Consider the following 13042-nt stretch of genomic DNA (forward strand, 5'->3'; position numbering starts at 1 on the left):
AAATTTAAAACGCGAATCGGAGTGGTAAATGCAACAGAAACATATTAAATCTTGGTCTGAAATTGATGTTAAATCCTCAAAATACTACAATAAAATCATTGAGTTATGCAAAAGAAATCTAAAAATTGATGGTAATGTTACTTTCTTAGTAGTGGATCATTGTCTGCAAACTTTTGAATCGCATGTGGATTCTATAGCTAAACTTGGCAAAATAGCGGGTGTAATTTTGAAAAGTTCTACTCATGTTAAAGAAGCTGAGGAATTTGCCAAAAAACACTGCAAAATATTAGATGTTACAAAAGAGGACCTTAAAAAACCTGGTGTAGCGATTGATCTCGTTTTAAAAAACACAGAAGCTAATGAAAAATTGGTTATATTGGACCATGGTGGTTATTTTTCTTATGCTATTAAAGAGATGATGTCTGATCCGGAAGTGAGCAAAAGATTAATTGGTATTGCAGAGGTCACTGAAAATGGTCACTACAAACTGAATAATGCTTTAAAGGAAACGGCGATGCCTAATCTTTCTGTTGCTCGTAGTAACATTAAAGAGTTGGAAGATGCTCAAACGGGTGTTGCTATTTGCGATGCGAGCAATACAATCCTTTATGGTGTGCATTCGGCTTTAAATTCTTTACAACATGCTTGTGTTATCGGTTATGGAAAAATCGGCCGGAGTATTGCAAATAGTTGTAGAAAAAGAGGAATTCCAGAAGTCACAGTGATTGAAATTGACCCACTGCGCGCGCAATTAGCCATGATTGACGGACATCAGGTCGTAATGGGGACCGATAAAAAAGCTAAAGCACTTGCTTTACAAAAAGCACAGATTTTATTTAGTGCAACGGGATCAAAAGTATTGTGCAGCAAAGATATTGCTGACCTTCGAAAAATTGACCGTTCTTCTGAGGTGGACACGCAACCTGTGTTGTTTATTGCATCATGTACTTCGCCAGATGATGAGTTCAGCGATGACTTTTTTCAAGAACTAGCAGCTCAAAGCACAAATTCAAAAGAAGATCGTTGCAATTGTGAAGAAAACTTACACTTGTCACCTTATAAGTTGTTTGATGGTCGTACAATCTATGTTTTAAATGGTGGAAAGTCAGTCAATTTTGCAATTGGAGGCACTCCAGGATTTGAAATTTGCCAAGTATGGGCAGGAGTTTTATACACTGCAGCGAAGTTAGCGGCACACGATGTAAAACCGTCTAATACGGTACAAGAATTGACTCGCGAAGAAGAAAGATCAATTGGTCTTGTGACACAAACGGTATTCTTTGGTAAAGACTGTTGTGATACTCCCAGCAAGCCGAAAGAAACTGAAGCGGCCAATCCTCCTAAAGCATCTAAGCTTCACCGCTCCCATAGTTTTTCAGAAGTGTCTGGATTGTTTGCTTCCTCAAAACCAACAAAGAAAGAGGCACAACACGCTCCCTATGATACAAAATCTCAGTCACTTGGGTAATGATATAGACTTGACTAGATGTATGTGTCTAGTCAAGTCTATCCAAATAGCATAACGTGTAACTCTTCACTAATGAATAGGTAGTCAAATGGTCTATCTTGGATTCTTGACTTCGAAGGAGTTTAGTGAAAAAATTTATCATCTTATTTAAACTGTGCACAATAAAAGAGGAATTCACCGTAACCCGAATACTCCGTTTGTTTTATTTTGTTCACAAAAATCCAAACTGTATAACAATCAATGATAGGTAATAACATGTCGTCAGAGAGAGTGGGACAAACTCTTGGTAGTTTCTTGTCTACAACTACAGCCCAAGAGACCGATCAGAAAAAAACGGAACAGAAACAGCAAAAAAGGAAAGTGATTCTGAATCAAATAATTTATCCTATCAGTGCATTAGTTGCATTACCTACTAGCATATTATCTGGATTTGCAGCACTTGAAAGTGAGCATGGAAACCTTAAATCACTTGATTCTTTAAATGCAATTGGTCACTTACTAATGAATCAATCCATTGGTCAACTCCTCTATGGATTCATCTGTTTGCTGGCCACTGCTATTGTCTTGACGGGTCTTAATAAGAAATATCTTTTGGGTTCTACACAAACAGTTTTAGAACTCATTAAAAGTAACCTTATTTATTTAAAAAACAAATTTTCAAAAAAATTGGATGGAAACAGAGTTTCATTACTTGAAAATGGACTTTTCATATGGTGCTTCATAACCAGTCTGATTTTTGCAGAGCTTGGCAAAGAGACGATGGCTTTTTTAGGAGTACCTGGTGAGCTCATTGGTTTTTATCTCAATTTAATCGTGTACTTTGCTACTCGATATGCAGGAGCACGTCGTTTTTTTCGAACTATTCTCGAACAGAAGAATACTCAATCCTCGTTTGATGCTAAATCTTCGTCAAAAGATCATATGGTTAGAAGAATATCACTCGTTGCGGGATATATGTTGGCTTTTGTTAGTGCAATTTCGATTATAATTAATTTTATTCCCGAATGTGTTAAAGGATTACAAATGCTGTTACATAGCAATTTGAATGCTGATCCCAAATATCAAAACATGACGGCTCTCATTGTAGGTTTTATCGCGACCTTACCTACAGTATTTTTCTATAGTGTGAGCATTAAAGATTTGCCCAAACATTTAGCTAAATCTGGTTCATTATTTCATAAGACAATAAAGTTTCATCATTATAAACACGCATTATTATTATTGTTACTAACAGTGCTTGCATTTGCAGCAAGTTATTTCGCGGGCATTGGTTTTCGTTTAGTGGGCACCAGCAATATCGAACAAGGCTATTTATCTTATTTGAATCCAGTAATCGCAAATTGGATGCCAAATATGCTTTTTATAGCATGTGTCCTGATGTTTTGGTCGCATTTACAGCATTTAATCAATGATCGCGTAACATATCAATAAAGGCGAACAACAGTAGAGTTCTCTAAAATCCACCTTAGATTTATTGCCTAATGAAAAATATTTGTATATAGTCATCAATTAATGATCATGATACTTTATAAGTATTCAAGATATATCTTTTCATTGATGAAGAAGGAGGACATTTGTGCCTAAAAGTTATAAGGAAATACACGCTCGAATAACAAAGAAATATAAATCCCATTATTTAAACAACCCTACCTCCAAATCTTTAGCGAAAAATATTAAAAATCTCACCCTTGATGACATTATTAATTTATTAAAAGAAATTAGAGACACGCCTAAGCTAACCCAAATGTCTATTTCCCTATCTCGAAGAAGCAATCTATTTGATAAGTTAGTTCTTATGATAGGCGATGAGCCCCATGAATGGGCTTTAAGATTACATACTTATAACATGGTGAAACAATCCGATGAACCCGGATATGTAGTAAGTAATTTAAAGAGAAAAATTAGGGACGATGAAAACCATATACATGAACATAGTTGGCAATTGGCCTCTAGAATTTTAATTGGGGGATTTAAAAATCATCAATATGCTAAAACTGATGTAGCACCCCTTTTTAATCGTTATACTTTAGTTCCCACCATTAAAGACGGTGTTTCTGAAGACACATCATATAGAAGAGCTATTTTAGAAGGACAAACAGGTATAATAGAAATTACTGAAGATTTATATCAACAAGGTGATTTAGTCCATTACCCCATAGAAATTCCTCATAAAATCGACACGCTTGCCTCTTCTTACTTAGGCATGACAATAACCTTGGCACATACCTCTGAGCGTCACAACGAGAACTCTATTTTTTATGAGAAAATGCAAAGTGATCCAATTAATGAGGGAAATAAAGAATTGGCAATTGAAGCCCATAAATACACTGAAAAAACCTTTTTTAAAGCTATAAATATCGCGATTACTCATTTAGAACTTATAAAATTATGTGATCTACTGGCGAAAAAGGGATTTAAACGGTTTAATCGCTTTATCGATCCAATTACCCAACAATTTTCTCCAAATAATGTATTGGAAACAGAATTATTACCTACAATAGCAATGCTCATGTTACAGAGCAATGAAACGTTTATAGAATACCCAATGACCGCAGAATTACAGGAAAAATCACCCAATGAAATTCTAAACCTAAAGGAAAAATATGCGAATAGGAGTAGTGAATTAAAAAATCTTATTGAAGAAGCGATCGAAGGAATGCATAGGCCTTCTTTGCTGCAGCTTATTAGAACTTCCCAAGAAAATTTAATTGCTAAACTCTACACAGCGTCTCAAAACAGTTTAGCTGCGGATGTTCTGCCCATATTTAAAAAAAGAGAGATGAATACACCAGAACATGTTCTAAGGAGCGTAAGCTTTTTTTCTAAAGAGCAGACAGTAACGAGAGAAGTGCGTAAGTTAACAAAAGAGAACTGTAATTCGCTACCTCAAATGGTTTCATCGAAATAATAATAATCCGGGGGGAGCTAGGAACTCAGCACATGAAATTTATATTTTTTTAAAAAGCATATCGATAATATCATCTATCCCCAAGGAGACTTGAAGGCCTGACTCGTCAAATTTCTGTGGGTGCCAATTTAACCTATTTCGATGCCCATAATCGGCTAGCGGCTCACATGCATCCTTTAATTGTCGTGAAATAAGTTTATTCCCATCCGAGGTATAGCAAATCCTTCACTTGTGTTAATTGATTTAGGAGTCGGTGCGGTAAACAATGAATAGCGCATTATTTGTCTCATATAATACTGATACCCTGCCGATTCCTCTATATTTTTTTGGAACTTTTTTAAATTAATTAGTTTTAATTGGCAGCCCTCTTCCAGCATATGCTTAAATTGAACATCATCCATACTGCAATAAAGATCTCCCAATTCTTCCCATAATTTTAAAGTAACTTCTTTTTTTATTGCCTGCCAGATGGGTAACACGTCTTTTTCAAGATGCAAAAATAACTCCATTAATTCTTTATATTCTTTAACTGTCTGGGGATTAGTTAAAGGCTCAAGATAGTTCATCGCTACCTGTTCAATAATTTTATCCCGACGCATAGAAACGGCAAAAGCTAATGCTTTTTCTAATGGATAGAATTCTTGATGGTGAGGCTCATAAACAAATACTTCACCCGTTTCAAACTCATAGAACCAGCCATGGATCGCAAGTTCTTTCCGAGCTAATTTTTCGGCAATTAATGGATATGATTTTAAATGTTCTATCTGTTCCAAAATATTTAACTTAGTGGCTTGAAGTAACTTTAAATTAAAATCATGAGTATCCAGTTCCTTGGAATCATTCATCTGTTTTAAGACAGAATGAGAATGGGTTAGCCATGAAGCAACTTCAGGCAGACGTTCCTTGAGGTTAGGCGTTAATAAACCCTTCATTGCCCCGCAATGTGAATGGCCACAGATAATAATGTCTTTTATGCTAGGAAGTTCGTTTAGAGCAAACATAAGCCCTGCTGCTTCACTTGAGGGAACGTTATAGGGTGGAATAATATTTCCTACATTACGAATGATGAATAGATCCCCTGGTTTTGTTTGTGTTAAAAGACTTGGTAATAAACGCGAATCAGAACAAGTTATAAATAGAATGTCTGGGGTCTGCGCCGTACTCAATTTTTTGAAAATGCTCTCCATTTGTTTAAATGATTCATCCTGAAACTTACGTATCCCAAGTATCAATTTAATTAACATGTTTTCTCCTTAAGTGAAAATGTTGTTATGACCATCTAAGAACAGACACCAATACTCAAGGTAATTAATTATTTCATAATCGTCAATTTATATAACAAAATTGTAAATATCCTTCAGTACATTCGATTATTTTTTCATTAGCACGTGTATCACATAACAGCCAGGATAGATCAGCCAAATCTTATTAGTTGATAGTTGTGAGCAAATAGCTCCTTATTTAAATGGCAGAACCTGTTTGATGCCGTGCAATTTAATGAGTATTTGAATGAGCTGGCTGAGCCAAGTGCACAAGGTCGCACAGATTACCCCATGGATGTAGGTAAAATTTGGTATGGATAGGCTACAGTCCTTCTGTATTAGCAAAAGCGAAGTTATAGAATTTAAGTTGCAAATAAGAATAAATATATTATTATATTAGAATATACTAATATTGGAATTTACCATGCCCGCTAGAAAATTAATTTCCGAGAAAATGGCAGAATTTTTAAGTGCGATAGCCCACCAGCACCGTATTCGAATCATAGAGGAACTGCATACAGGTGAACAAAACGTTAACGGTCTTCAAGCAATTTTAGGAACGAGTCACTCAGTGGTATCACAGCATCTGTCTATCTTAAGAGCCAACAAGGTAGTCAAACAACGCAAAGAAGGGAATCAGGTTTATTATCAACTGGCTCAACCAGAATTAGCGAATTGGCTACTTCAAGGGTTAGCTTATCTTGAAGGCGGTTTGCAATCTGATGAAGTCATCCGCTCGGCAGTTAATGAAGTAAAGACTATATGGAGCCATACTCCAGATAATCCCTTTAAGAATGGTGGATCAAATGCATAACCCCCATTCTCCAGACTTAATAGACTTCAGTGTCTTAACAATTAGTAAGCAATATGTGCTCTATAGAGGGGAAATATAACATGTTCAAAGAATTCAAAAGCGACCTTATAGCAAGTATTGTAGTATTCTTTGTAGCACTGCCATTATGCCTTGGTATTGCTTTAGCTTCCGGTGCCCCCTTGTTCGCAGGCATTATAGCAGGGATAGTAGGCGGCATAGTAGTCGGTACAGCCAGCGGCTCACACCTGGGCGTTAGCGGACCTGCTGCGGGGCTAGCTGTTATTGTATTTTCTGCCATCAACATATTAGGCTCTTGGAATGCATTCTTATTAGCGGTTATTATAGCTGGTGTTATACAAATTATTATGGGCTATGCAAAAGCCGGATTTATTGCTTATTTTTTCCCCTCTTCAGTCATCAAAGGGATGCTTGCAGGTATAGGGATATTGATTATTTTAAAACAGATTCCCCACGCCTTAGGTTATGATAATGATTCAGTAGGCGACCTTTCTTATTTTCAAACGAGTGGTGAAACCACGTTTACATCCATTAGTAGTGCATTCAATGCATTTACACCGGGTGCAATTTTAATTTCCACCTTATCATTAGTAGTGCTGATTTTTTGGGAAACCGTTTTAACAAAAAAGCATAAGATTTTTCAATTAATACAAGGCCCCATTGTCGTTGTATTAATGGGAATTGCAATGAACCTGCTGTATCAATCGAATATCTTAAATTTTAGTTTGGCTCCAGACCATTTAGTGAAGATTCCTGTTGCGAATAATTGGATCGAATTTTTCAAACAATTCACTTTTCCAGACTTTTCTGCAATAAGCCATTTCCAAGTCTGGAAAACTGCTATTGTTTTAGCCATTGTCGCAAGTCTAGAAACACTGCTTTGTGTGGAAGCCACCGACAAGTTAGATCCCTTTAAAAGGGTGACGCCAACCAATAGAGAACTAAAAGCACAGGGACTTGGTAATATAGTGTCCGGACTGTGTGGTGGATTACCTATTACCCAGGTCATTGTTCGTAGCTCTGCAAACATTGCATTTGGTGGGAAAACCAAGCTTTCTACAATACTGCATGGTATTTTCTTACTAATTAGTGCTGCTACTATAGCTAAATTTCTAAATTTGATTCCCCTTGCGAGCCTTGCGGCTATATTAATTATGGTAGGCTATAAGCTAGCCAAACCAGCGTTGTTTCAACATTTATATCGATTAGGATCCGAGCAATTTGTTCCTTTTGTTGCTACCATTGTGGGCATTTTGGCAACTGATTTGCTTAAAGGAATTTGTATTGGTCTTGCGTTTGGTATTTTTTATACCTTACGCCACAGTTATCGGAATGCCTATTATATGAAAGATACAATAACCAAGGAAAATGAACATGCGGTTCATCATCTCGTATTGGCAGAAGAGGTCTCTTTCTTTAATAAAGCCAGCATAATTCAAGCTCTCGATACCCTTCCACCTTACTCAAAAGTTATTATTGATTGTTCAAACTCAAAGTCTATTGCCTACGATGTAGTTGAATACATCCGTGATTATAGAATAAACGCAAAACAGAAAAATATTACTGTTGAAACCATCGATTTTATTGAGCCTGTTTAATACCCAGGCCTATGTAGGAGTATAAAAAATGAAAACATTAACTAAAGAAATGCAAGAAGCTATTACACCTGCAATTGCATTGCACTTATTGCAAGAAGGAAATAAACGCTTTGTAAATAATTTAAAAGTTAATCGAAACTTGTTGCAGCAAGCGAATGAAACCTCTGATGGACAACATCCATTTGCAATCATCTTAAGCTGTATCGACTCCCGTACCTCGGTCGAGTTGATATTTGACCAGGGTTTAGGCGATGTATTTAGTGTGCGCATTGCGGGAACCATTATTAATGAAGATATATTAGGAAGTATGGAGTTTGCTTGCAAAGTAGCAGGGGCGAAGATCATAGTGGTTTTGGGGCATACAAAATGTGGCGCAATAAGAGGCGCATGTGATCATGTAGAAATGGGTAATTTGACTGCCTTGCTAAGTAAAATACAACCTGCTGTCAGGGCTGAGAAAACTATAGTCGAAAACCGTACATCAAGTAACGAGGAATTTGTGGAAAAGGTTACTACTATTAATATACATAGAACCGTACGTGCAGTTATGGATCGCAGCCCCATTTTGAAAGAACTTATTGAAACGGGCGAGTGCGGAATTATTGGGGGAAATCATGATATCGCAACAGGTGAAGTGAGTTTTTACGAGGATACGAAATATGGCTTTTTTACGACTGAACCCCTTTTAAAGCTTTTATAACTCATTATACCCCATAAGAGACAATCTTGAGGATCGGAATATAACTCGTGAGAAGCAGAATATCTTTCTCATTTTAGTGATGGTAAGCTAACAAGATGGATGCTTTGTCTCATAATCTAGAAGCTTGTTGTGCTAATGGTTATCCAATGGCAGAAGATATCGGATTGAAGGAATAAGTTTAATAAAAGATAATTTACCGCAAGAAGTACAAGATGGCCCAAATCTTCTCTCCCCCGAATGTTAGCCTCTACTATGGGTGCAATAACTTTCCAGCATGGTTTGGGCACTATGCATGCATTAGCGCATCCCCTAGGAGTAAATTAATTTTCTATATCACTAAAGAGCCAGAATGAGAGCTAGATTATTTAAATTACTGAAATCACTAACTAAACTTCTCTGCTTATGTCTTGTAGTTTTGCTCGGGTTAAGGATATTTGATTCGCAACGTGGCCCAGCCTTGGAGCTATGGCATACTTATGTCCCAAAAGAAAAACATGCCAAAGAACTTGATAAACTTAATTGGGCACAATACATAGGAGTAGAAAATGCCCTTTTTGACGCTGTACTAACCGAAGTAACTGAAAAATTAAATAGTAAAGAGCGTATTCCGATTAATCGATATTTCTCTGGAAGCCCAGTTTATCCCGAAAAGTTTTCCACTGATTGGAATCGCTCGTATATACTTGAACCCCAAGGTCCTGCTGTTGGAGCTGTTGTATTCTTACATGGACTGACTGATTCTCCTTATAGCCTGCGCCATATTGCCAGACGATATGTCGCCCATGGTTATGTTGCCATAGCGATTAGATTACCTGCTCATGGCACAGTCCCTGCCGCGTTAACGGATGTCAAATGGGAAGATTGGCTAGCGGCAGCTAAGCTGGCTGTACGTGAAGCACGAAGACGCGTAGGACCGTCACAACCCCTTCATCTCGTAGGTTTTTCTAATGGCGGAGCACTGGCATTAAAATATGCACTTGATTCTCTTGAAAATAAACAATTAACACGACCCGATAAGATTATCTTAATTTCACCAATGATAGGAATCACCCGCTTCGCTCGCTTTGCCGGATTTGCTGCCCTGCCGGCTATCTTACCACCATTTGCAAAAGCAGCTTGGCTTAGCATACTTCCTGAATTCAATCCATTTAAATACAATTCTTTTCCTATTAATGGAGCAAGGCAATCTCATCGTTTAACTGCAGCATTACAACAACAAATAGTACGCCTTGCCAATGAAGATCGACTAATTGAACTTCCACCTGTATTGACGTTCCAGTCTGTAATGGATTTTACAGTGAGTACGCGTGCAATAATTACTGCTTTTTATGCCCATCTTCCTGCAAATGGTAGTGAATTAGTATTATTTGATTTGAATAGAGCCGCTAAATTAGGTCTTTTATTACGCCCTTCCGCAGATACGGCGGTGACCCAGCTTTTAAATGAACCTCCGCGAAAATTTCGCACCGTAATCATCACCAATGCGAATGTTGACAGTATTGATGTTGTCGAACGTATTACTGAAGCTGGAACTTTAAATGAAATTGTTTCCCCTCTGGGTTTAACTTATCCACGTGATGTTTACTCTCTGTCCCATGTTGCCATTCCCTTTCCTGTAAACGATAGCCTATATGGCCTTTTTCCAGATTCGAAAAAATATGGCATTCAGTTAGGAACCACCGCTTCGCGTGGTGAACGACAGGTCCTCATCATGAGTTTGGATTCAATCCTTCGCCTGTCATCCAATCCGTTTTTTCCCTACATGATGAAACGAATAGAAGAGCATCTTCCCCCAACTAGCCAATAGGTTCCTAGATAAAAGCTACGATAAACCATTTAACTATTGGATATTTTTCACGATATCATCTATGGCCCTGCGTTTGAACAATTGATGGAGCAAATCGAGTTCAACATGATGCCTAGAAAAACTATCGCTAGCGAGGGTGGATTGTGGGTCTTTAGACACCCAACATAAAATCAAAATTTACAGTTAAATTGTTCGGTCAAAATGATTTGAGGGATCGTCAGTTTTCATTTTAAATTTCTCTACGTACTGCATAAATTTCTCTACGTACCGCGCTTTATGCGCGGTATCCAGAACGATATTTTAAGATGCCGCTGAGCATTTCTATAGCAAGATCCTGGATACCGCACATAAAGCGCGGTACGTAGGCGAAAAAATTAGTGGAGGTTTCTCATCAAAAAACTGACGATCCCTCAGGTCAAAATGACCCAACCTTACAAACACACCATCAAATTAAATCATGCAAAAAACGCCCAAATGACTGCAATAGCAGCCATTTGGGCGGTTGAGCTATTTAGAGAACAAATTAGTTTGACAGTTTGCTGGAGTAGGATTGTTAAAGGGGTCATAGCTTCCATAATTAGGACCATGAAATCCTATGTACCCTGGAACAGTTTTGGAAACCCAATCTGGTTTTATGTTAATCAGCAAATTATCTTTATCGAGCACTTGGATATTGCTAAAAACACCCGGTGCTATGATGATTTTAGTGAGATCGATTCCTGTAGCACTAAAATTCAACACGAAGGGAGCTTTATCGGTATAAACATCATAGCCAAGCCAATAAGTGCTTGAACCCTCCATGCGGATTGCCGTACACGTTTGCCCAGGGTTATTACCCGATATTACATGGATATACCCGTTCGTAATGCTGCTTGTTACAGGTACGTAGATTCGATTTTCCAAAGGAGATCGAACAGGTTCTACTGTTTTGTTATCGGCAGCAAGTACTCCAATCTTAGCTGAGAAATTATTACCTGCATTTGTAGCTTGCGCTAATGTGTAAGCCCAATTTTCAGGTTTCGCAGTATTTTCATCCAATATAATTGGAGCAGTAGGTATGAAATAATCTTTTCCTGCATTATCAATTAATCGTAACTGAACCCCATCTCCAGGCTTTAATGTTGTAGCAACAGTGGCCTTTCCAACTAATTGCCAGCTTGAACTGATAGCGGGTAAGTGAGTGAACTCGATACTTGAGTGGTCAACCGCATCGCCTTGTTTAATTGTTAAATTCACAGTGACAGGTTGTTGCGCATTAATATTAGCAATAGTTAAATGTGCTTTGGCATTTTGGCTATCGGTTAATTGATAAGCTGCTAAATTATCTGCATCAATAGACCAGCTGTAACTTAAATTGGTACCCACTGAATTACTACCGTCCAACTCCAGTTCTGCAGAACCTGATATTTGCGTAGGTAATGGATTGATCACTGCCTTAATACTGGGTGTATTATCCGTTGAAAACACAACATCCATACATGAATGAAAGCGTTCATAAGTTGATTTATTTCTCCCCCACTCGCCATAAATCACCGCTCGATTTTGCCGCACCGGTACATTACATAAAGTGGTAAATCGATTGTTCACTTTATCTGGTATCACATTGGGATTAGCATTTGGAGATTGATCATTATAGTTAAGTTTACAAAATGGAGTGGATTCAAAATCGTCCCAAGTTAATTCCTTGTTGGGATCAAATTGAAAATCGGACTTGGTTATCCAGTAAACAAACTCCTCTGTATCACCAAAGTGATTACCCCAAGAAATGTTCCATATAAATTTTTGTTCCCCACTACCAATCAGAGTAGTAGGCCAATCAATTGCATTATCCCAAGGCGTTTTTCCACCGCCCCACATTTCAGAATTAAAACCACAAACATGAGTAGGCAATTGGTCCATAGGCTTATTGGAACGGCCAATGGTATGTGTAAGTACAGCCATAAAGTTGTATACACTATTATCTAAAGATCCATCTTCTTTCGTCATAATGGGACGGCATTTCTCATGCGTCATTTTATCTTTATAAATTTCATCAGGTTTACTTTCTACCCCACAAAATTGCTCGCGAGAAGGAGGGCTTTCTATCACACCATGAGCAAAACCTGAAAGATTAAATACAAATAACAAAATACATCCAATGATAAAGGGATTCCTTTTATTCATACTTTAATTTCCTTCAAAAAATAAGATATTAATATATAAATAATTTTTCCTTTAAAATCAAATATGTATTAGTTTAAGCTAGGGTGTTAATCAGGGGTCCATTCAAAATATTATAAAGGTTGTTTGAACCAAAAGAGTCTACTTTGTTCAAGGTTAACTGAACCCATTATTATAAATTTAAAAGGCGGAGAGGTATTTCTTGGAATGCGCCATTGTTGAGTCAGAAAGAATCCACTTTAAAATATGACAATTATACTGAATGCCCGCTTTGCAACAGAAAAAAACAGGGGCATTAACACAGTGC

At 37.4% G+C, this 13042-nt stretch carries 9 protein-coding genes and 1 pseudogene; 8 read left to right on the forward strand and 2 right to left on the reverse strand.

Translation table 11 applies throughout. The features are described from left to right. Positions 1–28 precede the first annotated feature (28 nt). From FOLKNPGA_RS11195 to FOLKNPGA_RS11205, 3 genes are all read left to right on the forward strand, one after another. The gene (locus FOLKNPGA_RS11195; RefSeq protein WP_182349986.1) at positions 29–1468 is read left to right on the forward strand and encodes an NAD-binding protein; all 1440 of its coding nucleotides are present in this window, start codon (positions 29–31) and stop codon (positions 1466–1468) included. Positions 1469–1723: 255 nt separating this feature from the next. Continuing rightward, positions 1724–2899: a hypothetical protein gene (locus tag FOLKNPGA_RS11200; protein WP_182349987.1), complete on the forward strand. Its 1176-nt coding sequence runs from the start codon at positions 1724–1726 to the stop codon at positions 2897–2899. Positions 2900–3044: 145 nt separating this feature from the next. Beyond that, on the forward strand, positions 3045–4376 hold the full coding sequence (locus FOLKNPGA_RS11205; RefSeq protein WP_182349988.1) for a hypothetical protein: 1332 nt from the start codon (positions 3045–3047) through the stop codon (positions 4374–4376). Positions 4377–4552: 176 nt separating this feature from the next. Here FOLKNPGA_RS11205 and FOLKNPGA_RS11210 read toward each other — a convergent pair whose 3' ends face one another. Beyond that, a complete protein-coding gene (locus FOLKNPGA_RS11210) occupies positions 4553–5620 on the reverse strand; it encodes a carbonic anhydrase (RefSeq protein ID WP_182349989.1) in 1068 nt (355 codons plus the stop codon). A 442-nt stretch (positions 5621–6062) separates the two neighbouring features. On the opposite strand from FOLKNPGA_RS11210, the gene FOLKNPGA_RS11215 reads away from it, so the two are divergent. The 5 genes and pseudogenes from FOLKNPGA_RS11215 (at position 6063) to FOLKNPGA_RS11230 (ending at position 10575) form a co-directional block, all read left to right on the forward strand. Beyond that, positions 6063–6452 (forward strand): helix-turn-helix transcriptional regulator, encoded by a 390-nt coding sequence (locus tag FOLKNPGA_RS11215; RefSeq protein ID WP_182349990.1) that lies wholly within the window; start codon positions 6063–6065, stop codon positions 6450–6452. 80 nt (positions 6453–6532) lie between these two features. Continuing rightward, entirely contained in the window at positions 6533–8068 is a 1536-nt protein-coding gene (locus tag FOLKNPGA_RS11220; protein ID WP_220471038.1) for a SulP family inorganic anion transporter, read from the forward strand. Positions 8069–8096: 28 nt separating this feature from the next. After that, positions 8097–8768: a carbonic anhydrase family protein gene (locus tag FOLKNPGA_RS11225; RefSeq protein WP_182349992.1), complete on the forward strand. Its 672-nt coding sequence runs from the start codon at positions 8097–8099 to the stop codon at positions 8766–8768. 86 nt (positions 8769–8854) lie between these two features. After that, a pseudogene (locus FOLKNPGA_RS18985) lies at positions 8855–9083 on the forward strand (iron-containing alcohol dehydrogenase); the annotation flags it as partial. A gap of 34 nt (positions 9084–9117) precedes the next feature. Beyond that, a complete protein-coding gene (locus tag FOLKNPGA_RS11230; protein ID WP_182349993.1) occupies positions 9118–10575 on the forward strand; it encodes a carboxylesterase in 1458 nt (485 codons plus the stop codon). 507 nt (positions 10576–11082) lie between these two features. Here FOLKNPGA_RS11230 and FOLKNPGA_RS11235 read toward each other — a convergent pair. Next, positions 11083–12738 (reverse strand): lytic polysaccharide monooxygenase, encoded by a 1656-nt coding sequence (locus FOLKNPGA_RS11235; protein WP_182349994.1) that lies wholly within the window; start codon positions 12736–12738, stop codon positions 11083–11085. Between the last annotated feature and the right edge of the window lie 304 nt (positions 12739–13042).

Source organism: Legionella sp. PC1000, from assembly GCF_014109805.1.
Taxonomy (GTDB): Bacteria; Pseudomonadota; Gammaproteobacteria; order Legionellales; family Legionellaceae; genus Legionella; species Legionella resiliens.

Bases quoted from the DNA above. Each gene is read 5' to 3' on its own strand.
- FOLKNPGA_RS11210 (WP_182349989.1), bottom strand. From the start codon at position 5,620: ATGTTAATTAAATTGATACTTGGGATACGTAAGTTTCAGGATGAATCA.
- FOLKNPGA_RS11220 (WP_220471038.1), top strand. From the start codon at position 6,533: ATGTTCAAAGAATTCAAAAGCGACCTTATAGCAAGTATTGTAGTATTC.
- FOLKNPGA_RS11230 (WP_182349993.1), top strand. From the start codon at position 9,118: ATGAGAGCTAGATTATTTAAATTACTGAAATCACTAACTAAACTTCTC.
- FOLKNPGA_RS11235 (WP_182349994.1), bottom strand. From the start codon at position 12,738: ATGAATAAAAGGAATCCCTTTATCATTGGATGTATTTTGTTATTTGTA.
- FOLKNPGA_RS11200 (WP_182349987.1), top strand. From the start codon at position 1,724: ATGTCGTCAGAGAGAGTGGGACAAACTCTTGGTAGTTTCTTGTCTACA.
- FOLKNPGA_RS11195 (WP_182349986.1), top strand. From the start codon at position 29: ATGCAACAGAAACATATTAAATCTTGGTCTGAAATTGATGTTAAATCC.
- FOLKNPGA_RS11215 (WP_182349990.1), top strand. From the start codon at position 6,063: ATGCCCGCTAGAAAATTAATTTCCGAGAAAATGGCAGAATTTTTAAGT.
- FOLKNPGA_RS11225 (WP_182349992.1), top strand. From the start codon at position 8,097: ATGAAAACATTAACTAAAGAAATGCAAGAAGCTATTACACCTGCAATT.